Annotated in this window: 27 protein-coding genes and 1 tRNA gene; 18 read left to right on the top strand and 10 right to left on the bottom strand. The window is 57.5% G+C overall.

Features of this window, described 5'->3' with window-relative positions; translation table 11 throughout:
• From BA177_RS11165 to BA177_RS11200, 8 genes are all read left to right on the top strand, one after another.
• Window positions 1-1,062, top strand: coding sequence for an RnfABCDGE type electron transport complex subunit D (locus BA177_RS11165; protein WP_068616272.1), 1,062 nt, complete (start codon window positions 1-3; stop codon window positions 1,060-1,062).
• Entirely contained in the window at window positions 1,059-1,712 is a 654-nt protein-coding gene (gene rsxG, locus BA177_RS11170; protein ID WP_068616274.1) for an electron transport complex subunit RsxG, read from the top strand. Before BA177_RS11165 ends, rsxG begins: the two co-directional genes overlap by 4 nt.
• Window positions 1,709-2,386, top strand: a complete 678-nt coding sequence (gene rsxE / locus BA177_RS11175) for an electron transport complex subunit RsxE (RefSeq protein ID WP_068616276.1) — start codon at window positions 1,709-1,711, stop codon at window positions 2,384-2,386. Before rsxG ends, rsxE begins: the two co-directional genes overlap by 4 nt.
• Before the next feature lie 10 nt (window positions 2,387-2,396).
• Window positions 2,397-3,041 carry an endonuclease III gene (gene nth / locus BA177_RS11180; protein WP_068616277.1) on the top strand — a complete coding sequence of 215 codons (645 nt, stop codon included), beginning with the start codon at window positions 2,397-2,399 and terminating at the stop codon, window positions 3,039-3,041.
• Window positions 3,041-3,466: a DUF1841 family protein gene (locus tag BA177_RS11185; protein WP_231892435.1), complete on the top strand. Its 426-nt coding sequence runs from the start codon at window positions 3,041-3,043 to the stop codon at window positions 3,464-3,466. The genes nth and BA177_RS11185 overlap by 1 nt, the downstream gene beginning before the upstream one ends.
• A 91-nt stretch (window positions 3,467-3,557) precedes the next feature.
• Window positions 3,558-4,424 (top strand): HvfB family MNIO-type RiPP peptide maturase, encoded by an 867-nt coding sequence (locus BA177_RS11190; protein ID WP_068616279.1) that lies wholly within the window; start codon window positions 3,558-3,560, stop codon window positions 4,422-4,424.
• Window positions 4,417-5,193 carry an HvfC family RiPP maturation protein gene (locus BA177_RS11195; protein WP_068616281.1) on the top strand — a complete coding sequence of 259 codons (777 nt, stop codon included), beginning with the start codon at window positions 4,417-4,419 and terminating at the stop codon, window positions 5,191-5,193. The genes BA177_RS11190 and BA177_RS11195 overlap by 8 nt, the downstream gene beginning before the upstream one ends.
• Before the next feature lie 36 nt (window positions 5,194-5,229).
• Window positions 5,230-5,835 (top strand): HvfX family Cu-binding RiPP maturation protein, encoded by a 606-nt coding sequence (locus tag BA177_RS11200; protein WP_068616282.1) that lies wholly within the window; start codon window positions 5,230-5,232, stop codon window positions 5,833-5,835.
• A 40-nt stretch (window positions 5,836-5,875) separates the two neighbouring features.
• On the opposite strand, the gene lpdA is transcribed toward BA177_RS11200, so the two are convergent.
• From lpdA to aceE, 3 genes are read right to left on the bottom strand one after another with little or no spacing between them, the layout of a single operon-like run.
• Window positions 5,876-7,633, bottom strand: coding sequence for a dihydrolipoyl dehydrogenase (gene lpdA / locus BA177_RS11205; RefSeq protein WP_068619248.1), 1,758 nt, complete (start codon window positions 7,631-7,633; stop codon window positions 5,876-5,878).
• A 22-nt stretch (window positions 7,634-7,655) separates the two neighbouring features.
• The gene (locus BA177_RS11210; protein WP_068616283.1) at window positions 7,656-9,302 is read right to left on the bottom strand and encodes a dihydrolipoyllysine-residue acetyltransferase; all 1,647 of its coding nucleotides are present in this window, start codon (window positions 9,300-9,302) and stop codon (window positions 7,656-7,658) included.
• 34 nt (window positions 9,303-9,336) lie between these two features.
• Window positions 9,337-12,000 (bottom strand): pyruvate dehydrogenase (acetyl-transferring), homodimeric type, encoded by a 2,664-nt coding sequence (gene aceE, locus BA177_RS11215; RefSeq protein WP_068616285.1) that lies wholly within the window; start codon window positions 11,998-12,000, stop codon window positions 9,337-9,339.
• A 179-nt stretch (window positions 12,001-12,179) separates the two neighbouring features.
• On the opposite strand from aceE, the gene BA177_RS11220 reads away from it, so the two are divergent.
• Both BA177_RS11220 and rnt read left to right on the top strand, forming a co-directional pair.
• The gene (locus BA177_RS11220; protein WP_068616286.1) at window positions 12,180-13,694 is read left to right on the top strand and encodes a M17 family metallopeptidase; all 1,515 of its coding nucleotides are present in this window, start codon (window positions 12,180-12,182) and stop codon (window positions 13,692-13,694) included.
• Window positions 13,695-13,725: 31 nt separating this feature from the next.
• On the top strand, window positions 13,726-14,400 hold the full coding sequence (gene rnt, locus BA177_RS11225) for a ribonuclease T (RefSeq protein WP_082990053.1): 675 nt from the start codon (window positions 13,726-13,728) through the stop codon (window positions 14,398-14,400).
• Between the two features lie 10 nt (window positions 14,401-14,410).
• On the opposite strand, the gene grxD is transcribed toward rnt, so the two are convergent.
• From grxD to BA177_RS11240, 3 genes are all read right to left on the bottom strand, one after another.
• On the bottom strand, window positions 14,411-14,731 hold the full coding sequence (gene grxD, locus BA177_RS11230; RefSeq protein ID WP_068616290.1) for a Grx4 family monothiol glutaredoxin: 321 nt from the start codon (window positions 14,729-14,731) through the stop codon (window positions 14,411-14,413).
• An 85-nt stretch (window positions 14,732-14,816) separates the two neighbouring features.
• The gene (locus BA177_RS11235) at window positions 14,817-15,158 is read right to left on the bottom strand and encodes a BON domain-containing protein (protein WP_082990054.1); all 342 of its coding nucleotides are present in this window, start codon (window positions 15,156-15,158) and stop codon (window positions 14,817-14,819) included.
• Window positions 15,159-15,226: 68 nt separating this feature from the next.
• Entirely contained in the window at window positions 15,227-15,418 is a 192-nt protein-coding gene (locus BA177_RS11240) for a DUF1289 domain-containing protein (RefSeq protein WP_068616292.1), read from the bottom strand.
• 309 nt (window positions 15,419-15,727) lie between these two features.
• On the opposite strand from BA177_RS11240, the gene BA177_RS11245 reads away from it, so the two are divergent.
• Together BA177_RS11245 and nadC are read left to right on the top strand one after the other, a co-directional pair.
• Window positions 15,728-16,249 (top strand): urate hydroxylase PuuD, encoded by a 522-nt coding sequence (locus BA177_RS11245; protein ID WP_068619252.1) that lies wholly within the window; start codon window positions 15,728-15,730, stop codon window positions 16,247-16,249.
• 64 nt (window positions 16,250-16,313) lie between these two features.
• The gene (gene nadC, locus BA177_RS11250) at window positions 16,314-17,159 is read left to right on the top strand and encodes a carboxylating nicotinate-nucleotide diphosphorylase (RefSeq protein ID WP_068616293.1); all 846 of its coding nucleotides are present in this window, start codon (window positions 16,314-16,316) and stop codon (window positions 17,157-17,159) included.
• A gap of 14 nt (window positions 17,160-17,173) precedes the next feature.
• Here nadC and BA177_RS11255 read toward each other — a convergent pair whose 3' ends face one another.
• Both BA177_RS11255 and BA177_RS11260 read right to left on the bottom strand, forming a co-directional pair.
• A complete protein-coding gene (locus BA177_RS11255; protein ID WP_231892436.1) occupies window positions 17,174-19,834 on the bottom strand; it encodes an EAL domain-containing protein in 2,661 nt (886 codons plus the stop codon).
• 383 nt (window positions 19,835-20,217) lie between these two features.
• Entirely contained in the window at window positions 20,218-20,973 is a 756-nt protein-coding gene (locus BA177_RS11260) for a SapC family protein (protein ID WP_068616294.1), read from the bottom strand.
• 289 nt (window positions 20,974-21,262) lie between these two features.
• Between BA177_RS11260 and BA177_RS11265 the strand changes: the two genes are divergently transcribed.
• Window positions 21,263-21,436, top strand: a complete 174-nt coding sequence (locus tag BA177_RS11265) for a DUF1328 domain-containing protein (protein ID WP_068619255.1) — start codon at window positions 21,263-21,265, stop codon at window positions 21,434-21,436.
• A gap of 191 nt (window positions 21,437-21,627) precedes the next feature.
• Here the strand turns inward: BA177_RS11265 and BA177_RS11270 are convergent.
• Window positions 21,628-21,703 (bottom strand) — tRNA-Thr (locus tag BA177_RS11270).
• 127 nt (window positions 21,704-21,830) lie between these two features.
• Window positions 21,831-22,244: a Fur family transcriptional regulator gene (locus tag BA177_RS11275; protein ID WP_068619257.1), complete on the bottom strand. Its 414-nt coding sequence runs from the start codon at window positions 22,242-22,244 to the stop codon at window positions 21,831-21,833.
• A 169-nt stretch (window positions 22,245-22,413) separates the two neighbouring features.
• On the opposite strand from BA177_RS11275, the gene BA177_RS11280 reads away from it, so the two are divergent.
• The 5 genes from BA177_RS11280 to BA177_RS11300 all read left to right on the top strand — a co-directional run bounded on the left by BA177_RS11280 (window position 22,414) and on the right by BA177_RS11300 (window position 25,641).
• On the top strand, window positions 22,414-22,953 hold the full coding sequence (locus tag BA177_RS11280) for a GspH/FimT family pseudopilin (RefSeq protein WP_068616296.1): 540 nt from the start codon (window positions 22,414-22,416) through the stop codon (window positions 22,951-22,953).
• Window positions 22,954-23,052: 99 nt separating this feature from the next.
• Window positions 23,053-23,640 (top strand): GspH/FimT family pseudopilin, encoded by a 588-nt coding sequence (locus BA177_RS11285; RefSeq protein ID WP_068616298.1) that lies wholly within the window; start codon window positions 23,053-23,055, stop codon window positions 23,638-23,640.
• A gap of 44 nt (window positions 23,641-23,684) precedes the next feature.
• On the top strand, window positions 23,685-24,161 hold the full coding sequence (gene pilV / locus BA177_RS11290; RefSeq protein ID WP_197492991.1) for a type IV pilus modification protein PilV: 477 nt from the start codon (window positions 23,685-23,687) through the stop codon (window positions 24,159-24,161).
• 1 nt (window position 24,162) lies between these two features.
• The gene (locus tag BA177_RS11295) at window positions 24,163-25,152 is read left to right on the top strand and encodes a PilW family protein (RefSeq protein ID WP_068616301.1); all 990 of its coding nucleotides are present in this window, start codon (window positions 24,163-24,165) and stop codon (window positions 25,150-25,152) included.
• Window positions 25,153-25,173: 21 nt separating this feature from the next.
• The gene (locus BA177_RS11300; protein WP_068616303.1) at window positions 25,174-25,641 is read left to right on the top strand and encodes a pilus assembly PilX family protein; all 468 of its coding nucleotides are present in this window, start codon (window positions 25,174-25,176) and stop codon (window positions 25,639-25,641) included.
• Window positions 25,642-25,657 lie beyond the last annotated feature (16 nt).

Genomic DNA, 25,657 nt, shown 5'->3' on the forward strand with positions numbered 1-25,657 from the left:
ATGGAATTCGAACGCCGCGAAGCTCCGTTTGTCACGCCGCCTACCGAGGTTGCGGCCATCATGCGCCAGGTCTTGCTCGCACTGGTGCCGGCCGCATTGGCGTATACCTGGTTCTTCGGGCCGGGCTTCATTCTGAACCTGATGGTCGCCGCGCTGTTCTGCGCACTGGGCGAAGCGGCGATGATGCGGATCCGAGGCCGTTCCATTGAGACCGCGCTGGGTGATTACAGCGCCATGGTGACCGCCGTGTTGCTGGTCTTCGCATTGCCGGCGCTGACGCCCTGGTGGGTGACTGCCACGGGCGCGCTGTTTGCGGTAGTGGTTGCCAAGCACCTTTACGGCGGACTGGGTTTCAATATTTTCAATCCGGCAATGGCCGGCTATGTCGCCGTCATGGTGGCCTTCCCCATGTACCTGAATCTCTGGACACAGCCCCGCATGGGCGACCTCGACTACCACTACCTGACGGTGCTTGAGACCTTCCGCTACACCCTGACCGGGACATTACCGGACTACCTGAGTTTCGATGCCATCAGCCGCGCTACACCGCTCGATACCGTGAAGGCCGGGCTGAACAACATGCGCACGTTCAGTGAAATTCAGGCATTGCCCAGTATGGGCGATTTTGGCGGTCGCGGCTGGGAGTGGATTGCCAACTTCACGGCCATCGGTGGCGGCTGGCTGTTACTCAAGAAAATCATTCGCTGGCACATTCCTTTTGCCGTCCTGATGGGCTTGCTGATCCCCGCAGGTGTCATGTACTTCATCGATCCCGGTATCAGCCCGGGACCCGGTTTTCACCTGTTCAGCGGCGGCACTATCTTGTGTGCCTTCTTCATCGCCACGGACCCGGTATCCGCAGCGACCAGCACGCGTGGCCGCCTGGTATACGGCTTTGGCATTGGCTTTTTGATTTTCGCGATACGCCGCTGGGGCAGTTACGCCGACGGTGTCGCATTCGCGGTGTTGCTGATGAATCTCGCGGTACCGGCCATCGACTACTTCACCAAGCCGAGAATCGTCGGGCACCCGCGACGGAATGATCGCGGTCAGAACGAATGACCCCCACGGACCACAACAAGACCTCCGTCTGGCGCAGTGGCGTGATACTCGCCGTATTGGCCGCTGTATGCACGCTGCTGGTGTCATGGACTCACCGAGTCACCGCTGACCGGATCGAGGAGAATCGACAGGCGTTTCTCGAAGCGAGCCTCGCACCCGCGCTGGGTGGGCTTTATTACGACAGTCAATTGTCGAAGTCTGCGATAGAAATTCAGCCGCCGCACGAGCTGCCCGGGAATGGTCCGGTGTCCGTTTATCGGGTCTACAGCGGTGAGCAACCGGTCGCGGCACTCTTTGTGGTCACAGCCCGCGACGGTTTTTCCGGCCCTATCCGCCTGCTCATCGGCATCGACATCGACGGTGACCTGAGTGCCGTCCGGGTACTCGAGCACCGGGAAACGCCCGGGCTGGGTGATCTTATCGAGTCGACGAAGTCCGACTGGGTCGAGCAGTTTCCGGGAAAATCCCTTACCTCCCCCGCTCGGGATCAGTGGTCCATCAAACGTGACGGAGGCGTGTTTGATCAGCTGACCGGTGCGTCCATAACTCCGCGTGCCGTCATCAAAGCCATCAAGGAGACCTTGATATACTTCGAATCGCACAAGGACGACGTGTTCCGCCAGGAAGTGACAGAGGACGCTGACCAATGAACGATACGCTGATGAGCCGAATGCGTAACGGCTTGTGGGAACAGAACCCCGGTCTCGTCCAGTTGCTCGGTCTGTGCCCGCTGCTCGCGGTGACCACGAGCTTCGTCAACGGGCTGGGACTGGGGCTTGCCACACTGCTGGTCTTGAGTGCTTCCAACGTCCTGGTGTCCGCGACGCGGCGCTTCATCCGCAGCGAAATCCGTATTCCGATGTACGTCCTGATCATCGCGAGCCTGGTGACCTGCATCGAACTCGTATTCCAGGCTTTTTTACCGGCGCTCGATCGTTCACTGGGTATTTTCATACCCTTGATAGTGACCAACTGCGCAATCGTCGCACGGGCAGAGGTCTATGCCTCACGGCATTCCGTAGGTGCCAGCCTGATCGATGGGCTGGCCATGGGCAGCGGCTTTGCACTGCTGTTATGCGCGCTTGGTGCTTTTCGCGAGTTACTCGGCCAGGGCACGATTCTGGCGCGCCTCGATATGCTGTTCGGTGGCGACGTCATGCCGGGTCTGACGCTGTTCGATGGCGGTTTCCTGCTGGCGATCCTGCCGCCAGGCGCATTCTTCAGCCTTGGATTGGCCGTCGCGCTGAAAAACATCGCCGATGAACGTCGCACGCAACGTAGCCAGCGGACCGTGGCCGCTCGCCAATTTCGCAACACCCAGTAAGTAGCCCACCTTGAATAACGACAAACGCACAGAAATCTACCGGCGATTGCGCGCACAGAACCCGCAGCCGACCACCGAGCTCAACTACCGCACGCCGTTCGAGCTGCTGATCGCAGTCATATTGTCGGCACAGGCCACTGACGTCGGCGTCAACAAGGCAACGGACAAGCTCTACCCCGTTGCCAATACCCCGGCTGCCATTCTCGAGCTGGGTCTCGATGGGTTGAAGAACTACATCAAGACCATCGGCCTGTTCAATACCAAGGCGAGCAATGTCATGAAGACCTGCCGCCTGCTGCTTGAAGAGCACGACGGTGAAGTTCCGCGCACACGCGCGGAACTGGAAGCGCTGCCGGGCGTCGGTCGCAAGACCGCCAACGTCATACTCAATACAGCCTTCGGTGAACCGACGATAGCGGTCGACACGCATATTTTTCGCGTATCGAATCGCACTGGCCTTGCCAAAGGCAAAACGCCACTGGAAGTTGAAAAGCGCCTGACCCGACTCACTCCGGCCGAGTTCAGGAAGGATGCGCATCACTGGCTGATCCTGCACGGACGCTATACCTGCATAGCCCGCAAGCCGAAATGCATGGACTGTGTTATCAACGATCTCTGCGAATACCGCGGCAAGTCAGTCCTGGCAGACAGCTGATGATATTCGGTCAGGACCGCAACGAACTGCGCCAGATGTACATCGATGCCTGGCGCAAGGTGCAGGACAAGCAACCACTCAGCCCACTCGAAGCGCAGATTGCCTCGGTGCTGGAAGACCATCCGGAGTACCATAAACACGTCCGTCAGGACGCTGTTGATAGCGACTTCATGCCCGAATCCGGCCAAACAAATCCCTTTCTTCACATGGGCTTGCATCTGGCACTTAGAGATCAGCTTAAGACTGACAGACCGCCCGGCGTGCGCCAGATTGCCGAGCAGATACGCCGCCGGGCAACCGATGTGCACGATGCCGAGCACCGGATGATTGAAGCGCTGGCCGAGACCTTGTGGGAGGCACAACGGGATGGCATCGCGCCCGATGAGCAGCGTTACCTTGAACGGTTAAGGCAGTTGCTGCGCTGAACCTGCCGGGCACCCGCCTGTCTCTGTAATAATTGCAGCTGTCCACAGGTCAGTTGAATCGACACGTATCGCAACCGGGAGCACCCGCACCATGCCGAGACCCGCAAGTCCCTACCCTGTTGCCGGAGCCGGACTTGGATTGCGTCGCGGCTTAATCGATCAGTTGATGGCGAATCCGCCGAATAATGTCGATTTCATGGAAGTAGCTCCGGAGAACTGGATTCACGTCGGCGGCAAGCTCGGCAAGAAGTTTCGCTATTTCACTGAGCGCTACCCGTTTCTTATCCACGGACTGTCCCTCAGCATCGGCTCGCCTGCACCACTCAATGAAGCGCTGCTGCGTGATATTCGTGACTTCATGAAAGAACACCACATTGAATCGTATTCCGAGCACCTGAGCTATTGTGGCGACGACGGGCAACTGTATGACCTGATGCCCATACCGTTCACCGAGGACGCTGTACGTTACGTTGCTGCACGCATACGCCGGGCGCAAGACATTCTGGGCTGCCGTATGGCCGTAGAGAACGTGTCTTACTATGCCCCGGTCGATTCAAGCCTGACGGAAACCGAATTCACGCTGGCCGTACTCGAAGAAGCCGATTGCGATCTGCTGCTCGACATCAACAACATCGTTGTAAACAGCATCAACCACGGCTACGACGGACTGGACTTCATGCGTGCAATGCCAGCAGAGCGCCTGCGCTACTTCCACCTTGCGGGTCACTACGTGGAGGCCGAGGATCTGCGCATCGATACTCACGGCGACGCCGTCGATGACCAGGTCTGGAATCTGCTGGGCGCGGCTTATCAGCATTTCGGACCGGTCCCAACGCTGCTCGAACGCGACTTCAATTTCCCGCCAGTCGCCGAGCTGTATGCCGAAGTACAAAGGATCCGGGACATGCAGACCGCCAGCGTCGATGCGGCAGAAGTTGCGGGCAAGCAGCATGGCTGACATTCCGGCATTCCAGAAAGCGCAATACGCTTTCGCGGCACATATCCGCGACCCCGACCACGCGCCGGCCCCGGACGCCATCGAAGACCGGCGCATGGCCATCTACAGGGAATTGTTCTTCAACAATCTCTTCAAATTACTTGGCAGTACCTTCCCTGTCCTGAAGGCACTGTACGGCGACAGCGGTTGGCGGCGGCTGGTCCGCGCCTTCATGATCAGTCACCAGGCGCAGACGCCTTATTTCCTGGAGATTCCGAAAGAATTTATTGCGTTTCTGCAGGACGAATACGAGCTAACGCAGGATGACCCGGCATTTCTTATCGAACTCGCGCATTACGAGTGGGCAGAACTGGCATTGTCCGTTAGTGATGAATCCAATGACCTGTCACGAATCGACGGCGACGGCGATCTTCAGGCTGGCGTGCCGATCAAATCAGTGCTGGCCTGGACTCTTGCCTACCGGTTTCCGGTTCACCGCATCGACGCGACGTATCAACCCGACGAAGCGCCGGAACAGGCTACATTCTTGTCCGTCTATCGCAAGGACAACGATGAGTTGGGTTTCATGGAACTCAATCCGCTTACCGCGCGCCTGCTGGAAATGATTGCTGACAATCAGGAGGGTCACAACGGTCGCGACATCATACTCGGCCTGGCTCAGGAAATTGCTTACACCGACCAGAACGCGCTGCTCGAGCACGGAGCGGTAGCGCTTGGCGAGATGCGCGAAGCTGGAATATTGCTGGGCACGGCGCGCAATCCGGACTGACCCGCTCTTACTCCCCAACTAACAGAGAGAGCCACTATGCGTACCACTCTGAACCGCTTGCGCGGAATGCTTGCTGCCACCCGGGCAGTGGACTTTCTGGGGCCGCTCGCGTTGCGTCTCTATCTCGTACCCGTGTTCTGGGTTGCCGGCACCAACAAACTGGCCGGCATGGACAATGTTATTGCGTGGTTCGGCAATGCCAACTGGGGTCTTGGTCTGCCATTCCCGACCCTGATGGCCTACCTCGCTGTCGGTGCGGAAGTGGGTGGTGCCATCGCGTTACTGCTCGGCCTGGCCACTCGCTGGTTCGCGATTCCGCTAATGGTCACGATGCTGGTCGCGGCCTTCAAGGTTCACTGGGTCAATGGCTGGCAAGCGGTGGCGGATGCGCAAAGTCCGTTTCCGGGTGCCGGTATCGACGGCGCCATGCAACGCCTGGACAAGGCCAAAGACTTGCTGCGCGAATACGGCAACTACGACTGGCTGACAGAATCAGGCAACTTTGTCGTATCCAACAACGGAATCGAATGGGCCATTACTTACTTTGTAATGTTGCTGGCCCTGTTCTTCATTGGTGCTGGCAAGCTGAGTCTGGATGCCCTGTTCGCGCGCTGGCTCGACAAGGCCGGCAACCGCATCTGACAGCGATCAGCGGCACACTGCGGATCGGGCATTGACCCGGTTAGCGCTTTTTCCGCGGCATGTACAGGTCAGTCAGCGAACCGTCGAAGCCCTCGGCCGCGAAGGCTATGGTCTCGGATAGCGTTGGGTGCGGATGGATCGTCAGGCTGATGTCTGCCGCGTCTGCGCCCATTTCCACTGCAAGCCCGACCTCCGCAATCAAATCGCCGGCATTCGGTCCGACGATGCCGCCACCCAGAACCCGGCCGGTGTGCTTATCAAACAGCAGCTTGGTAAAGCCTTCGGACCGGCCCAGCGACAAGGCGCGGCCGCTGGCCGCCCAAGGAATCTGAATTTTCTCGAAATCGACGCCGTCCTTCTTCGCATCCGTTTCGGTCAAGCCGCACCACGCGATTTCCGGGTCCGTGTAGGCCACTGACGGAATGGTGCGGGCGTCGAATGCCACTTTGGCGCCATGTGCCACTTCTGCCGCGACCTTGGCTTCGTGCGTGGCCTTGTGCGCCAGCATCGGACCACCCGCCAGGTCACCGATCGCGAAAATATGCGGCACATTGCTGCGCATTTGTTTGTCGACCTTGATGATGCCGCGCTCATCGACATTCACACCGGCATTTTCTGCCTTGAGCTTGTCGCCGTTGGCGCGCCGGCCAACAGCAACCAGTACCCGGTCATAGACCTCCTTGTCCGGTGCACCTTCGCCCTCAAAACTCACTTCAATGCCAGGTGTGGTTGCACGCATGCCGGTCACTTTGGTGCCCAGCATGATTGCTTCGTAGCGTTGATCAATAATCTTGCGGAAAGGGCGCAGCAGATCCTTATCGGTACCGGGCATCAAACTGTCAGTCAGCTCTACCACACTGACCCTGGTCCCCAGCGCGGCGTAAACGCACGCCATTTCGAGACCTATGATCCCGCCGCCCACCACCAGCATGCGCTTCGGTAACGGGTGGAGTTCCAGTGCGCCGGTTGAATCGACAATACGTTCATCGTCAGGCAAGCCCGGAATCATCGCACTCTCGGAGCCAGCGGCGATTATGCATTTCTCAAAATCGATCGTTTCGCCCGAATCGAGCTCAAGTCGGTTTGCTGACTGGAAACTGGCAACGCCGTGCAGCACTTTGACTTTGCGCTGCTTCGCCAACTGCGTGAGACCGCCAGTGAGTTTACCAACGACTTCGTTTTTCCAGTCCCGCAGCTTCAGTGCATCGATCTTGGGTTTGCCAAACTGCACACCATGGCTCGCCATCGCTTCGGCTTCATCGATAACTTTGGCCGCATGCAACAATGCTTTCGAAGGGATGCAGCCAACATTCAGACAGACGCCACCCAGAATCGGCCAGCGCTCGACCAGGGTGACCTCCATGCCGAGGTCAGCGGCTCGAAACGCAGCCGTGTAGCCACCAGGACCCGCACCGATAACGACAAGTTCCGTTGTATGCGTAGCATCACCCGACGCTGCCGGTTTGGCTTGCGGCGATTGGGCGGCCGGAGCCGCGACGGCTGGACTCGCCTTCGCACCGCTCTTGTCAGTGACAGAGTCCGACGCTGCGCCTGCGGAATCGGCGACGTAATCCAACACGGCATCGCCTTGCGAAATCCGATCGCCGGCCTTAACCCGCAATTTGCAGACAGTGCCCGCCTCGCTGGCCGGCACGTCCATTGTCGCTTTGTCTGTCTCGAGCGTAACGACGGGGTCTTCGACTTGCAGCGTGTCGCCCACCTTGACCAGTACTTCAATGACTTCTACATCGGCAAAATCGCCAAGGTCGGGAACAGTCAGGGTCTTGTCTTTACTCATGTTTACGAATTCGCCTGCGTTGTTACGGGATCGCTTCCAGCATGGCATCGACATCCGTCAATGCCTTCGACAGGAAGGTGGTGAAGCGCGCGGCGTAGGCGCCATCGATAACCCGGTGATCATAGGAAAACGACAGCGGCAACATGAGTCTTGGCTCAAAGGCTTCGCCGTTCCATACCGGTTGCATGCTTGAGCGGGAAACACCCAGTATCGCCACCTCTGGCGCGTTGACGATTGGTGTGAAAGCGGTGCCGCCAATGCCGCCCAGACTCGATACAGTAAACGTCGCGCCCTGCATCTGGTCACCCTTCAGCTTGCCTTCGCGCGCTGCGCGCGACAGCGCTCCGAGCTGCTCGGCCAGTTCGTAAACATCCATCGTGTCGGCGTCTTTAATTACCGGAACGACCAATCCCTGATCGGTATCTGCAGCGAAACCCAGGTGGTAGTACTTTTTGTACACCAGCGCACTGCCATCCGCTGACAGTGACGCATTGACCTTTGGAAACTCCTGCAGCGCACTGATACAGGCTTTAATGATGAAGGCCAACGGTGTTAAGGAAATGCCGCGTTCTTTTGCCGGGCCTTTCAGTTCCTGACGGCGTTCTTCGAGCTCAGTGATATCCGCCAGGTCATGTTGCGTTACGTGCGGCAGATTTATCCAGCTGGCTTGCAGGCGCGGCCCCGATATTTTTTGTATACGCGTCAGGGGCTGCGAATCGATTTCACCGAACTTGGCGAAATCAACGACCGGCACTTTCGGCAGCGCGCTGCCGCCGACGCTCGTTTGTCCGCTGAGCACACTCTTGACGAACGCTTTGACGTCTTCGTGCAGTATGCGCTTCTTCTCGCCGCTGCCTTTGACCTGCACCAGATTAACGCCCAACTCACGGGCGAGCTTGCGCACTGACGGACTCGCGTGCGCCTGAGAAAAGCCCGCTTCCTCAATAGGCGGCAAGTCACGGGGCGTGTTCGATTGCACCGGCGCAGCCGCCGCGGGTGCCTCTGCTACGGCCGGCGCAGCCGTCGATTTCGGTTTTTGTTGCTGCGCTGGTTCCGGCTTCTTGCTTTTGGCTGGTGCGCTGGCAACAGCATCGACCACTGCCACAACAGTGCCTTCCGACACTTTGTCACCAACCGCGATACTGACCGACTTCACTGTACCGGCAACCGTGGACGGTACGTCCATGGTCGCTTTGTCCGTTTCGAGCGTGACCAAAGAATCGTCGACTTTTATCTCATCGCCGGGACTGACCAGAACTTCGATAACTTCCACGTCAGAAAAGTCGCCAATATCGGGAACCAGCACCGACTGTTCACCACCCGCAACGCTTTCATCGTTATTGCCAGCGTCAGCGGCAACGTCGTTGCCGGCATCCGTGGCTTCCGGCGCCGTGCTCGCCGACGAAGTGTCGTTGTCACTCGTCGCCGCCTCAGTCTTCATGCGGCCTATCTTGTCCCCGCTCGAAACCCGATCGCCGACCTTGACGGACAACGATTCGATTACACCGTCAGTTGCCGCTGGCACGTCCATTGTGGCTTTGTCCGTTTCCAACGTAACAAGGCCGTCTTCGCGAGCTACCTTGTCGCCTGCGGATACCAGAACTTCGATGACTTCCACATCCGAAAAATCACCAATATCTGGAACGATAATGTCTGTACTGTCCGACACTCAGTTACTCCAATTGCAAATTTACCTGTTTCGGCTACAACGTAACCGGATCGGGCTTCTCGGGATCAATACCGTATTTTTCGATGGCCTGAGACACCGTTTTCTGATCGAGCGCGCCGTCATCGGCCAGCGCTTTCAGCGCGGTCACCGCGATGTAACGCTTGTCGACTTCAAAATGCTGACGAAGAGCCTTGCGAGCATCACTGCGTCCGTAGCCGTCCGTTCCCAACGTTACATAACTGCCAGGCACCCAACGCTGAATCTGATCGGGCACGATCTTCATGTAATCCGTTGCGGCGATATACGGGCCTTTGCGCTCTGCAAGACAAGTTTCAATGTAGGTTTTCTTTTGCGGGTGTTCCGGATGCAGCTGGTTCCAGCGCTCAACCGCCAAGGCCTCACGACGCAATTCATTGAAACTTGTAACCGACCAGACATCCGATGGAATACCAAAGTCCTTGTCCAGCAACTCGGCGGCGCCGATAACTTCACGCAGTATGGTGCCCGAGCCCATCAACTGCGGCCGAACCTGCCCTTGATCACCGATCTGCAGCAAATACATGCCTTTGAGAATGCCGTCCTCAACACCGCTCGGCATCGGCGGGTGCACGTAGTTTTCGTTCATACAGGTAATGTAATAAAAAACATTCTCCTGCTCGCCTATCATCCGCCGCATGCCGTCCTGGATAATCACCGCCAACTCGTAGCCATAAGTCGGGTCGTAGGACACGCAATTCGGTACGGTCGATGACATCACGAGGCTGTGACCGTCCTGATGCTGCAGACCCTCACCCGCGAGTGTCGTTCGTCCGGCTGTACCGCCGATCAGGAAGCCGCGTGACTGCAGATCGCCGCCAGCCCAAATGAAATCGCCGATGCGCTGAAAGCCGAACATCGAATAATAAATATAGAACGGGACCGTCTGTACGTCGTGATTGCTGTACGAGGTACCGGCCGCCAGCCAGGAACAGAACGCGCCAGCCTCGTTAATGCCTTCTTCGAGAATCTGACCTTTCTTGTCCTCACGGTAGAACATCAGTTGGTCCGCATCCTGAGGCGTGTACAACTGCCCTTTCGACGAATAGATACCAACCTGCCGGAACATGCCTTCCATGCCGAACGTGCGAGCCTCGTCGGGCACGATGGGCACGACGTGTTTGCCGATCTGTTTGTCGCGAATCAGCGAGGACAAGATGCGGACGAAAGCCATCGTGGTGGATGCTTCGCGCTCGCCGGTACCCTCGAGTTGAGACTTGAACATCTCCAACGGAGGAATCGGCAACGGTTTTGACTTCATGCGCCTTTGTGGCAGATAGCCACCGAGCTTCTTGCGACGCTCGTGCAGGTATTCAATTTCGTCGCTGTTTGGTGACGGCTTGCAGTATGGAACACTGTCAATGTCTTTGTCCGATACCGGAATATTGAAACGATCGCGGAAGGCTTTGAGCGCCTCGACATCCAGCTTCTTTTGCTGGTGCGCGATGTTTTGACCCTCGCCAGCGGCGCCCATGCCGAAACCTTTCACCGTCTTGGCAAGAATAACTGTGGGCTGGCCCTTGTGGTTTGCAGCAGCATCATAGGCCGCATGCACCTTGAGCGGATCGTGGCCGCCGCGATTCAGACGCCAGATATCGTCGTCCGACATATTCGCGACCATCTCGGCCGTTTCCTGGAATTTGCCAAAGAAGTTCTCGCGCACGTAGGCGCCACCTTTGGATTTGAAATTCTGGTACTCACCGTCGACGCATTCTTCCATCACGCGACGCAACGTACCCGTGTGATCTTTTGCCAGCAGCGGATCCCAGCGTGAGCCCCAAATGACCTTGATAACGTTCCAGCCTGCTCCGCTGAATGCGGCTTCTAGCTCCTGGATGATCTTGCCGTTGCCGCGCACCGGACCGTCGAGGCGCTGCAGGTTGCAGTTGACGACGAAAACCAGGTTGTCGAGCCCTTCCCGCACCGGCATCGTGATCGCGCCCATCGACTCCGGCTCATCCATCTCGCCGTCACCCATGAAGGCCCAGACCTTGCGATCGCTGGCCGGGATCATTTCCCGGTTCTCGAGGTAGCGCATGAAACGCGCCTGGTAGATGGCCATCATCGGGCCCAGTCCCATCGAGACCGTCGGGAACTGCCAAAAGTCCGGCATCAGCCAGGGGTGCGGGTAAGAAGACAGACCGTCACCACCGACTTCCTGGCGGAAGCGATTGAGCTTGGCTTCATCCAGCCGTCCCTCAAGGTATGCGCGAGCATAGATACCGGGCGACGAATGGCCCTGCATGAAAATCATGTCGCCAAGATGGCCTTCAGACGGCGCCCGCCAGAAATGATTGAAGCCGACTTCATAAAGCGTTGCCGACGAGGCGTAACTGGAAATATGGCCGCCGTATTCCGAGCTTTTGCGATTCGCCTGCACCACCATGGCCATCGCATTCCAGCGAATGTAGGCCTCGATACGACGTTCTATGGAGCGATCACCAGGGTATTCCGGCTGACGTCCGGTGGCAATGGTGTTCAGGTACGCCGTATTCGGGCTGTACGGCAGATACGCTCCTGACCGTCTGGAAAAATCGATCATCTGGTTCAGAAGGTAGTGGGCCCGTTCCGGCCCGTGCGTGCGCAGAACAGAATCTATGGATTCAAGCCACTCGCGGGTTTCTGTGGGGTCAATATCGTCAAATCGGCTGAAATCGCTCATAAACTATCCAAATACCTTCCTGCGTTAATTTACAGCTGGAGAATGGCGGCGTGAATTCGAACAACTGTCCTGCTAGGATCACCGCTCTGTCGCACCGGCCAAATCGATAATGCAGTGCAGTGCCCGCGCTACCGGTGCGCGTATTATGGCCTATGCTGACGACAAAGGTTAGTACCCCGATGCCAAGTTTTCCCACAGGTGAGTTCACTGGAAACAAAATCAAAGTCTTCCAGACAGCACAAAGTCCAACTGAAAAAGACCTCAACAACGTCGATCAATTACTGATCATCATTCCAGCCAAAGCCAAGAAAGCGGTCTGGAATGCGTTACCTGACGGTAACAAACTGCAGGAGCTCCGCAAACGCTCAAAAGACAGCCATGTCCCGCTCGTCAGCAGCCGCCTCGCCAACAAACAACAGAGCGGCGTTCACGTGGGCGAGCTTGCAGCCGATTCCTCCGTATTCGACACGCTGACTTTCGCACGCAAAATGCTGGTGGCAGCGTTGACCGAAAAAGTCTCCAGCGTGGCAATCTGGGTCACTGGTTTCGACAGTGAGGAACAGGAAGCGGTTGCCGAGAATTTTATTGCAGCTGCGCTGGCTGCAGGTTTCGTGATGCCGACGTGCAAGAGCAAATCCAGCCCGCAACCGTTCTCAACCCTGCGCATCCTTGGCATGGCGAACAAGCTGGATCTGTCCCGCGTGCAAGCTGAAGCGGCAGGCAACAACCTGGCGCGCGCACTGACCAGCTTGCCACCCAACAAACTTGACGCCACCGCGTATTGCGACATTTTGCGTTCACTGGCCAAAGATCGGGGCTGGCAGTTCAAGCAGTTCAGCACGGCCGAACTGAAGAAGAAAGGTGCCGGCGCGTTCCTTGCAGTCGCCCAAGGCAACGATGACAACAGCGCGGCCATCGTGCGTTTGCGCTATCGGCCGGGCAAAAAGAACGTCAAGTCGCCTGCACTTTCGCTGGTTGGCAAAGGCATCATCTTCGACACGGGCGGCACCAATCTGAAGCCGTTCAATTCGATGCTGGAAATGCACATCGACATGGGCGGCAGCGCGGTAGCTGTCGGCACCTTGCTGACTATCTCGGAGCTCCGCTTGCCGCACGCCGTCGATTGCTGGCTTGCGATCACCGAGAACCGGACCGGTCCGCGCGCCTACAAGTCGCAGGACGTGGTCACTGCCGCCAATGGCAAAACTATCCAGATTATTCATACCGATGCGGAAGGCCGAATGGCACTCGCGGACGTATTGCATTTTGCGAGCGAAGACAAGCCGGGCTTGATCATCGACTACGCCACGTTGACAGGGGCGTGCATGAACGCCGTCACGACACGCTACAGCGGTGTATTCACCAACCGCCCCGACCTGCACCCGGTACTGAAGCGCAGCGGCCGTGACAGTGGCGAACGGGTTTGGCCGTTCCCGGTCGACAAGGAGTTTCTTGCCGAACTTAGTAGCGAGACCGCTGACATAAAACAATGCTCACCGAGCGGCGGTGGCGACCATATCCTTGCGGCAACTTTCCTGAACGAATTCGTAGAAAAGGACGTGCCCTGGATACATGTCGACTTGAGCGCCTGCACCCGGAAAGGCGGCCTCGGACATATTCCGACCACGATCACCGGATTTGGCGTACGCTTTACGATGAACCTGCTGCTTGACCAGCACATGCTGAAAGCCTGAGCAGGCACTTTTTCTATTAAACAGGATATTCGTGAGTAAACCATTCGCTATCGCCGATCGCTTTCGCGGCTTTCTACCCGTAGTGGTCGACGTCGAGACCGGCGGCTTCAATTCCCGAACCGATGCACTACTGGAGATTGCGGCAGTGCTCATTGAAGCACACGCTGACGGTACACTCGTCCGAGGCGACACTGTCCGCTACCACGTAAAACCGTTTGAAGGCTCGAATATGGAGCCTGCCTCCATGGCCGTCAACGGGATCGATCCGCACCACCCTCTGCGTCCGGCTATCGACGAACGGGACGCCTTGCAAAGAGTATTTCGCGAGGTCCGGCGCGCGGTTAAAGAGGCCGGGTGCAGTCGGGCTGTATTGGTCGGTCACAATGCCTCTTTCGATCTTGGCTTCGTGAATGCCGCCGTAGAACGGACGGCCATTAAACGCAATCCGTTTCACCCGTTCAGCTCGTTCGACACCGCCACCTTGTGCGGCGTAACCTATGGCCAGACGGTTTTGGCTCGCGCGGTAAAAGCCGCTGGCATGACCTGGGACGAATCACAAGCTCACTCGGCTGCCTACGATGCCGAAATTACGGCCGATGTCTTCTGCGATATCGTGAACCGCTTTCGCCCGGTCTTCGACTCGGTCAACTCGGAGTCCGACTGGGAAACTATCAAAAAAGAGACCGACAGCGCCGGTCTCGGCTGACACGGGTCGCTTAGGCGCCGGCTTCTTCGCCGTTCAGCAGAGTATGCAGCTCACCAGACCGGTACATCTCAACGATAATGTCGCAGCCACCAATCAGTTCGCCGTTGACATACAACTGCGGGAACGTCGGCCAGTTTGAATACGCTTTGAGTCCCTCGCGAATTTCCGGGTCTTCAAAGATATTGACGAACGCGAATGGCTTGCCTACTTCCTTGAGTGCAGCCACGGTCTGGCCGGAAAAGCCGCACTGAGGAAAGTCCGGTGTGCCTTTCATGTACAGCAGCACTGGGTTTTCTTTCAACTGCGATTCGATTCTCTGGTTTACGTCCACTTTTTCAATCTCTCTTCAATTGCGGGTTCGGGGCCGGCCTGTATAGATATGTCCGGCAGATTCATTATCAAGTGCAAATGTTCGTTCAGCGCGAGTTGACAACCTTGAGCTGGTTATCCACGGCAACCACGGCATCAACTTCGTTCGCAATTGCCGCAGCCCGGGCGCGCGCAGCATAACTACCGACAGTGCCTCGCAAGGTGACACGATTTTCGTAGGTGTCAACATTCACGTTAAAAGCGCTGACCAGCTTGTCAGCGATGAGACGACTCTTGATTGACGCTGTGGTCGCGCCGTCACGGGTAACCTGCGAGGCCGAGCGCTCGTCCTTACCAAGCTGATACCCCCCTGCCGCTGCGCCGCCTACCATCAAAGCGGTGCACCCCGACAACAACATCAGCGCACACGCTGTCAGCAAAATTCGCATTCGTGGATCATCTCGTAACAACCGGTGGCGAATTGTACGCCAGATGCCAGCGCCATGTGCAAGGCAGGCTATCCGCGCCGCGCCGACAGGTCCTTAATCAACGTTCTTTGCTCGTCAGCGGTCATTCTCGACCAGCCGACGATTTCCGCCAAAGTACGCAGGCAGCCCAGGCAGACATTCTGCTCATCCAGCGTGCACACGCGGGTACACGGTGAGGTCGGGCGCGCCTGCAGCTCGTCTCGGGAGGCTGGCTCATCCATGCCTGCAAAGCTCGCTACGAATTAGCCTTTTCCCAATATTTTTCATTAACTTATGAGTATCCTACGAGCACGGTCCGCGGCCCGGAACGGCCCTCAATGAGTCAGGATTTTAGTCCCGCCAGCCACTATAATAGCGCCTCTATCAGCCGGAGCGGGCAGCCGCACCCCCTGAGTACGACAATAGAGCGATACCAACCTATAAACGTCAGGGAGAGAAGAACAATGAACCCACTGAATACCGTTGCCGGAACCATTTTCGGTGGCATCGTGCTTGCCGTGATTGTCATCTTCGCCACCTCCGGACTTGCGATGCCCGCAACTGCCGGGACTTTCATCATTTGGTTGCATGTACTGGCCGGCATTACCTGGATTGGCCTGCTTTACTACTTCAACTTCGTTCAGGTTCCCGCCCTTGGCGCTGCCGCCAGCGACGAAGGCGGCCCGGGCGGCGCAGGAATCACCAAGTACGTCGCACCTCGCGCATTGTGGTGGTTTCGGTGGGGTGCGCTGGTGACCTGGCTCAGCGGTGCCTCCTATTTGGCGCACGGCAAGCAGTTCGCGAATGCATTTACGCTCGGCATGCTCGGGGATACGCCAAATGCTTATGCCCTGACGATCGGGATTGGCGCATGGCTCGGCACCTTGATGCTGTTCAATGTATGGGTACTGATCTGGCCCAACCAGAAAAAGATTCTGGGCATCGTCGAGGCTACTGCCGACGAAGTCGCGAGGGCAAAACGCGTAGCGTTTCTCGCTTCGCGCTCCAATACGCTGATGTCGATTCCTATGGTCATGAGCATGATCGGCGCGCACCACGGCTTCAGCATGTGAACGACGCGGCAACGCAAGCCATGAAACCCGGCTCAGTGCCGGGTTTCTTTTTCCAGGACGATCGATGCAAACAGCACTACAAGCAGTAATAGAAAGCAATGTGAAAGCCGCCCTCGATGAAGATCTTGGCAGTGGCGATCTCACCGCAGCACTGGTTCCCGCGAATACGTTCGCCGATGCACGCATCATCGCCCGCGAGGACATGGTACTTGCCGGTCAGCCGTGGGCCGACAGGGTATTTCGGATACTCGACGAGGATGTGAAGATCACCTGGCGGGTTCGTGACGGCGAACGCCTGACTGCTGGCGACACCCTGTGCACGCTGCGCGGCGCGGCGCGCGCACTTTTGAGTGCTGAACGCACGGCATTGAACTTCCTGCAGACGCTTTCCGCAACGGCGACGGCCACCGCACGGTACGTTGCGGCCGTTGCGCATACCGAAGCGCGAATACTCGATACCCGCAAGACCATTCCCGGCTTACGCCGGGCGCAAAAGTACGCGGTCACTTGCGGTGGTGGACAAAATCACCGGGTTGGGCTGTTCGATGCAATTCTGATAAAGGAAAACCACATCGCCAGTGCCGGCAGTATCGCGGCCGCGGTCAATCGTGCCCGAGAAATAAACGCCGACGTCTTGCTTGAGGTAGAAGTTGAAACACTTGCACAACTTGATGAAGCGCTGGCTATTCGCGTACGCCGCATTTTGCTGGACAATTTTTCCCTCAATGATCTGCACACCGCGGTCCTTCGCAATCGCAGTCACGGCGACAAAGCGGCAGAACTGGAAGCCAGTGGCGGAATGACGATAGACGACTTGAAAGCAGTGGCCGAAACGGGCGTCGATTTTATTTCAGTGGGCGCACTGACCAAACACGTGCATGCCGCTGACTTGTCGATGCTGTTTGACTGACTGGGCTGGCGCTATCAGGCGACGGCGCGCGTGACTCGCTTCGGCTCGGATACGCCGTAACCCTGCGCGTAGTCGATACCCATGCCACGCAACATCGTAATAATTTCTTCGTTCTCGGCGAATTCGGCAATGGTCTTCTTGCCCGTCAGATGACCGATCTCGTTAATTGAACGAACCATCTCACGGTCAATCGGATCGTGCAGAATTTCCTTGACGAAGCTACCGTCGATTTTCAGGAAGTCGACCGGGAAGTGTTTCAGATAGCCGAACGAAGACAAACCGGTGCCGAAGTCATCGAGCGCAAATTTGCAGCCGAGTTCTTTCAATGCATTGATGAAGCGATTTGCCTGCGAGTAACTGGCGATAGCTGCCGTTTCGGTAATTTCAAAACAGATCTTGGTTGCGTCAATGCCGCTGATTTGAAACTGATCAACGACGAAAGGCAGAAACTTCTCATCGCCGAGACTCTGCCCGGAAAGATTGATCGAACACAACGACAAGCGTTCGCGCTCATCCGCCTCCGAGACCAGCCAACGAAATGAATTGGTTATCACCCAGCGATCAATGTTCGGGGTAATTCCGTAGCGCTCGGCCGCCGCTATGAACAGTTCGGGTGAAATGATTCCGCCCTGCTCGTCCCGCATACGCAGCAGAATTTCGTAATGTGCGCCAAGGTCTTCTACTTGCAAAGGCTGAATCGTCTGCCTGAACAGTTCGAAGCGATTTTCCTCAAGGGCATTGTTGATTCGGGCCGCCCATTGCATTTCGCGACGGCGCCGCATCAGATCGATATCGTTTTCCTGGAAGCTGTGAATCCGGTTGCGCCCTGCTTCCTTCGCCGCCGCACACGCACTGTCGGCCGCACTCAGCAGCGCAGCAACGTCTTCATTTTCAGCCGTGATCGGCACGACACCGATGCTCACCCCGAGCCGGAAACTGCGGTCATCCCACATGAACTTGAATTCGCCGATAGCCACCCGCAGAACTTCCGCGGTTTGCATGGCCTCTTCCAGACTGCAACTCTCCAGCAGCACGCCAAATTCATCGCCACCCAGGCGCGCCAATGTATCGCGCCAGCGAATCTTTGATTTCAGAAGTGCGCCGAGCTGCCCCAGCAAGGCATCGCCTGCGCTGTGACCACAGGAATCGTTGACGATCTTGAACTGGTCAAGGTCGAGGTAGCAAAGTGCGTAACTCGTCTCTCTTGCGCGGGCACTCTTCAGGGCGCGCTCAAGCCGGTTTTCGAACTCGCGGCGATTGACAAGACCAGTGAGAATGTCATGACTGGCGTGGTAACTAAGCCGGCGATTGAGTTCGCGCGATTCACTGACGTCGTGGAAAACCAGCACACCGCCCGTGACATCACCGCGGCCATCACGAATGGGCGACGCGGTACTCTCAATGTACAACTCGTTGCCATCACGCCGGATGAGAAGTGTCGGGCGGACAGACTTGATAGGCCGGTTGCGACGAATCGAAACTGCCAGCGGGTTCTCCAGCGGTTCGCAGGTCTCTTCGTGGAAACCGCGAAATATCTCGTCCACCGGCCGGCCGCTCGCGTCATCGACTTTCCAGCCAGTCAGTTCCTCTGCAACCGGATTGATGTACTCCACGGTGCAGTCCGCATTCGTCGTGATAACGCCATCACCGATCGAACGCAAAGTAATTTGGGCACTTTCCTTTTCACGGAACAGCGCTTCTTCGTAGAGCTTGCGTTCCGTTATGTCGACCTCGACGCCCAGCAGTCGAATCAGGCGACCACGTTCATCCTGGCGTGCTTTCGCCCTGCTCGTCATCCAGCGCCATTCGCCATTCTGATGCTTCATGCGGTGCACAGACTCGAAAAAGGGAGTCTTGCCTTCGAGGTGCTCTCGCATCTTGGCCTGCACACGTGCCATATCATCAGGGTGAACCAGCCGGTACCAGTCGGGCAGGATGTCGGAACGGTCTTCGTAGCCCAGCATTTCCTTCCAGCGCCGGGACAACTTGATGCGCTTGGTCTGGCCGTCGAAATCCCAGATGCCGTCATTCGCTGTATGGCTGATGAGATCATTGCGATCTTCAAGCTCGAACAACAATTCTGCTGTACGCATCCTTTCCATGCCGGAAGAAAGCGAGGCACCAACCAGTTTGAGCAACAAGTGCAAACTGGCTTCCCAGGCCTCGACCGTGCGTTCGTTGGCAACGGCAAGAAACCCGGCCACTTCGTTGCGCACGCTGAAGCCTATGATCAGGCAGGAACCGATATTGATGCCTGCCAGCCGTGCGAATTCGCCTTCGGCAGATTTCGGCGGATTATCCGTGTTGGTTATTTCGACGACCCGCAGGTGATCGAGTCGCTGACTGAGCCATGGCCAGTCCGTCAGACTGTCTTTGGCCAGCGCATCCGGATTGCAGGCGCAAAACACGGAACTCGACGCGTAAATTGACTCTATGGCTGTAGCGTCTTTATTAAAAAGCGCGAGAAACGCAGCGTCGCAACCAAGGGCATCTGGCATTTCCGCGATATTCTCGCGAAGTTGTTCGGTGTAGCGCGCGGGATCAAGCTGCTGCAGATTGACGGCGATTTTGGTCTGCAGCGCATCAACGGCACCGCGCGTTCGCTCACCAGCCCGCGGTCGCCGGGCCTGGGCGATGAATGTTCCCGTGTTGTCACTGCGAGAGGAGCCTGTCATGCGGTTGCTGCTGTACCCGTCTTTTTGCTCTTGCCAGTCTAACGCGGTTTTATACCGCCGTACCGACCGCATTCTGACACGATGCCGCAAGAATACAAGATAAGTAATTGTATTTTTTTAAGTTCTCAGGGACGCCGCTGCAGCTGCGAAGTCCTCGGTGAGGATTATCAACCCGCCGTGCCGATTGTCGCGACGCGCCATAACGTGCCGCAGCACCGTGAAAGCGCACTGAACATATTGGCCGTTCAGCGGCCTTCGGCTGGCCATATCCGCATCCGGTCTGTCGCAAACATTGCTGTCCAGCGAGCTTGCGTGCAAGTCCGCCCGGGTACGAGCAAGAACCGGCTTGACCGTACCGCTGGCGTTGGTGATCCATCCTCCGGCTACTTAACCGCGGCAGGTTTAGCTCGTTGATCCCGACGTATCATCAGCGGTTGCCAGTTTTCCATCGAATACGCTTGCAGGTATATCGATGCCAACCGACCGGACCGGTGCAACTCCACAACAGCTTCATCGCTGAGCTCAGCCAGCTTTTGTGTGTCAACGCTGACGTAATTGGCCAGCGTCTGTTCTTCCGTGCTGCCATCCGGTGTGTGCATTGCACGTTGACTTGCCAACAGTCCCAGATCACGCAGTTGCGTGCAGAAATTCAGCGTACGCAAACGCTCGGCTTCGTACTGGGCACAGAAACGCATCATTGACTCGGTCTCGGTCGCGAGTTTGCCGTCAACGAAGAACGGGTACCTGGCGTTCTCCGTCACTGTGCTCGCTTTGCGGTCAACGACGACAGCAATCCGCCCTTCCTGTTCGCCGGCAAAAGAAAACGGATGGCACCGCAAGTAGGCGGGTACATAACAAGCCGGGTCCCAGACACCGTCATTGATGAACAGGTTTTCATCCTCGAGCAAACCCACAACCGCAACCGGAAAAGGGTTTTCAAGATTGGTAAATACAATCGGGTAGTTTCTTTGCGCACTGGCGAATTCGGCCAGCGTCAGCGGGACCGCCCGGGCGTGGCTGGCAAACGCGTACGGCTTGTCGGCTGGTGTCAGGCCCAACTTACCGTGCTGTTCCGCTGACATGAGTTCTGGCTGTTCGTACAGAAACAGGCCGCCCTGTTCTTTCTCGCTATTGTCCACTGTCACTCCGCTGCTCGACAATCAAGCGCGAAGGCTAGCACGGGCACTGCATTGCCAGAAACCGGCCGTGCGGCTGCTGACGGGGACGCCACTGCCGGCGCGTGCCCGGTAAAACTTACGAAACGGTGTAATTCTTGCCGCTAATCGTGCTGCGTCGAACGAAGGATCCCGGCAAGAGCCAGCAACTGCGCGGCGCCAGCCGGCCAGTCCCGCTGGCACACTACCTGCATTAACTCCCTTGTAGGCGGTTTCGACCGCGTCAGGTTTGGCAGCAAACAAAGGGGACAATATGCTTTCTTGGGCACTTACATTTTTCATACTTGCGGTCATTGCGGCCGTTCTGGGCTTCACCGGTATTGCCGGTGCCGCTGCCAGCATCGCCAAAATTCTGTTCTTTGTTTTCCTGGCGTTGCTCATTGTCAGCGCACTCGCCGGCGCTCTGCGAGGCCGCCCGCCCGTCTGATCCAAAGTCTGGCGCGTAACCACGACGGCAGGCGAGTCACTCGCCTGCCGTTGCTTCATGCGGGCTGTGCTGACCCGCGCAGCCCCTTCCGGGCGCCAGGCCGCAATGGAAAGCCACTCTGCAACGAACCACGGTGCTCAGGCCGAAAGGCCAATGATCGCGATCGTGGACGAGAGGGAGGGAACAAGAAATGGTGCCGGATAGGTGATTCGAACACCTGACCCCATCATTACGAATGATGTGCTCTACCAACTGAGCTAATCCGGCAATGCCTGGTTTTTCTGCGGCCAAATCGTCGCTGAGAGCAATTTGGCGGGGGCGCAGACACGGTGGTCAATGCGACCCGGGGCGCGAGTATAGCCTCGCCCTGACTCCTGCGCCACAGTTCGTCGGCTTAGCTGACAACCTTTCTGCCGCGAACCCGAATCAACACCTCGACACTCTCCCGCTCAGTGCCGGCTGGCAGCGGCGGCAAGCCCGCGATATGGATTTGATCATCAGGAATATCCTGCAGCTCACCGGAGTCAACATTGAAGAAGTGATGATGCGGGTGGGTGGTCGAATCGTAGAATTTGCGGCTGGTATCGACACTCAGCTCACGTATCAGACCACGTTCGCTGAACAGGTTCAGGGTGTTGTACACCGTCGCTTTCGACACCTTGCGGCCGCCCTCGCGGAGCAAGTCGATTATCTGGTCGGCCGCCATGTGCTGCGGCTTTTCCAGGAGTATTTCGGCCACCTCCATGCGCTGCGGGGTCGGCATGACGCCACAGGCTTCGAGTTTTTCGCGGATTTCCCTTGGGGACATCACAACCACTCTTGAATCAGATAGTTGCCGAGTATAAACGAAAAATTCCGCGAGTCCCGCCTCGGCGACGCGCCTTGCCGAGCGGCCAAATCAGCAAGAATTGCCACGTTACACCAGCTGCGGGAGCCCGCCTCTCAACCTAGTCTCCGTTATGAACAGGAGGCTAACTATGCACGGACCCGCACGGCGCCGCGGCTACACGATCTACGAATTGCTGGTTACGCTCACTATCGCCGCACTGGTCATGACGCTGGGACTGCCCTCGTTTGGCAGGATAGGTGCCGACCAACGCATCCGCGCCCAAATCGACCCCTTGTTTCATGCGATACATCTGGCGCGCAAGACTTCGGTGACCCGTCGGCAAGTTGTGACCCTCTGCCCGAGCACCGACCAGCGCCAATGTCAGGACAGCAACGACTGGTCGTCCGGCTGGATCATGTTCGTCAATGCGGATCGCGATCTGCCGGCCTGGCGCGACGACGACGAAACCTTGCTGGCCGTGCACCAGGGTGATGAGCGTATCCGGATCAGTGCCAACCGGCGTTCATTCACGCTCCGCGCCACGGAGCTGAGGGCCACCAATGGCACACTGATTTTCTGCGACCGTGCCGGCCGGACCCGCAACCGGGCGCTGGTGGTCAGCTACACGGGCCGGCCGCGGGTTGCAGACCGCAATACCCGTGGCGAGCCGTATGCGTGTGCGGATTAAGTTAAATGCATCCGGCTCGTTTCCACCGCTCATCCGGCCTGTCAAACCGCTTGTCGGAATCTGGCATCCGTAAAAGATGTGCGGCGTATATTGCGCCCCATGAACAAAAACTCCCAGAACGGCTTTACGATTTACGAGCTGATGATCACCTTGTTGATTGCCGGGGTCCTCCTGACAATCGGCATTCCGAGCCTCGGCGAGTTCACCCGTAACAGCCGCATATCCGGCATAGCCAACGACCTGCATTCGAGCTTTCTGCTCGCACGTTCGGAAGCGGCGCGTGCCAAGTCCAATGTCACGATCTGCACCAGCGACGATCCGCAGGGTGCGAATCCGAGCTGCGATGGTGTCGCATTTGATCGCGGCTGGATCATTTTCGTGGACCTTGACGGCGATATTGTTCGCGATGCCGGCGAGCCAATACTGCGCACACTGCCGGAGATACCTGGCGGCATCGATATATCAACCAATGCCGGCGCAACGTACTTCAGTTTCGCGCCGACAGGACTTGGCCGGGGTGATGTCGCGGGACCGGCTTTGCAGACTGCGGTGATCTGTGACCAGCGCGGCAATCAGGTCGCTGCCGGTGGCTCCTCATCCGCTCGTTTTCTGGTCGTTACGCCAATCGGCCGGGCCACGATTCTGCGGGATGTGGATCAAATCGATAACGCCGGCGGATGCCCCTAGAGATGGGCACCGTTTCACAGGTTGCAGCGACCAGGACAAAAACAATGACTGCCAGCACTATCACAAATGGCTACAGCGCGCCGGGCAAGTCCCGGGGCTTTTCACTGATTGAAGTGCTCATTGCACTGATCATCATGTCGGTCGGCATGCTCGGTATTGCCGGTTTGTACGTACACAGCATGCAGGCCGGGCGCACCTCTTTGTTTCGCCACAATGCGGTCATCCTGGCGGGTGACGTAGCGGATCGCATTCGCGCCAACCCGCGTGCCGCTGCCGCGTATGCCGGTGCCGGCGCCGACAACAACTGTGTGGCCGGTGGCGTCAATTGCACCCCGGCGGAAATGGCCGCGCACGACATTTTGCTTTGGGATCAACAAGCACTCGACACCTTGCCAAACGGCGATATCGATATCGTGTTCAACAATGGTGTGGTACCGCCTACCTACCAAATTACCGTTAACTGGGTAGAACCGGGCGAGAACATGAACTACTCGATCACTATCCCCGTATTCGGAATCTGATATGGCCAGCATGAAATCAAAGGTAGCAAACCGGGCCTTACGGCAACGCGGCATGACGCTGATCGAATTGATGGTTTCCTTATCAATCGGCTCGTTTCTTATTATTGGCGCCGTGCAGGTTTACAATCAGAGCCGCGAAGCTTTCGTTATTAACGAATCCATCGCCCGCGTACAGGAAACCGCACAGTTCGCAATGGACACCATCGAACAGGACCTGCGCATGGCCAGCAACTGGGGCCGACACAGTCGCGGTGCCGCCATTGAAGGACGCTCCATCATCGGCGATGCCAACCCGAACGGCCTGCCGGCTCCCGGTGCCTGCGGTGCAGCCTGGGCGCTTGACCTCGCACGACCTGTCGTCGGCGACAACAATGGCTACACACTTCCGTGTGCGGCGACCGGCGGCAATCAGGCGAACTCGGACACCGTAACCAGCCGCCGCGCAACCGTTGCAGTAACGCCGCTGCAGAACGGTCGCCTGCAAATTCAGTCGACGCGCATTCAGGGCCAGCTGTTTGCCAACGGCGCCGTACCCCCTGCGTTTGATCCGGCCCGTTCCGAAACGCACGACTTGCTCGTCAACACTTACTACGTTGCGCCCACATCCGCACTGATCCCCGGTGTGCCTACATTGCGCCGCAAATCGCTGGTATCAACTGCAGGCGGCCCGGCTATCGTCGATCAGGAAGTCGCACCGGGTGTTGAAAACATGCAATTGCAGTTCGGCGTCGATGTCGATACGGACAACACCGTTGACCGCTACGTCAATCCGGCGGACCCAATCATTACGCCAGGTAACGCCAACTATATTCCGACAGCACGGGTCATTACTGCGCGCATCTGGTTGGTCGTTCGCTCCGTATCGCCTGAGCTGGGACTCAACGACCAACGCAATTACCAGCCGGGTGACGTAAACCTTGGAGTGCCGAACGATAATTTCCGGCGACTGCAGGTTTCCAAGACCGTATTGCTGCGCAACGCGCGCACATAAGAATCGTCCACGGGGAACGACATGAGAAGCATTAAAACCGTACACAAACAGGAAGGCGCCGCACTGGTCGTAGGCCTGATCCTGCTGGTCGTGGTCACCGTCCTGGCCATCTCCGGAATGAATACGGCGACTACCGAATTAGCCATGGCACGCAATGATCAGAACTATGAGAACGCGTTTCAGGCAGCTGAAACCGGACTCGAACAAGCACTGGCTCAGGGCCGCTTCGACACATTGAATGTCGTGACTTTCGACATCAATGTCATCAACAACGATACCGTTTCTAGTGAGATTCGCTTTGAAGACTCGACAATGGTACCGGACCGCGCCTTCAGTCTCGGCGTAGGCAGCGGCATCGCCGCCTACCACTTCAACGCGACAGCCGTTGCCGAATCGCGTCGCGACGGTGCCAACGTCACCGACCGCGATGCTGCGGCAACGCATACGCAAGCCTTTTACGTAGTCGGGCCGGAAGCCCCGACGCTGTAATACGTACTGCGCACCA

The organism is Woeseia oceani, assembly GCF_001677435.1.
Lineage (GTDB): Bacteria > Pseudomonadota > Gammaproteobacteria > Steroidobacterales > Woeseiaceae > Woeseia > Woeseia oceani.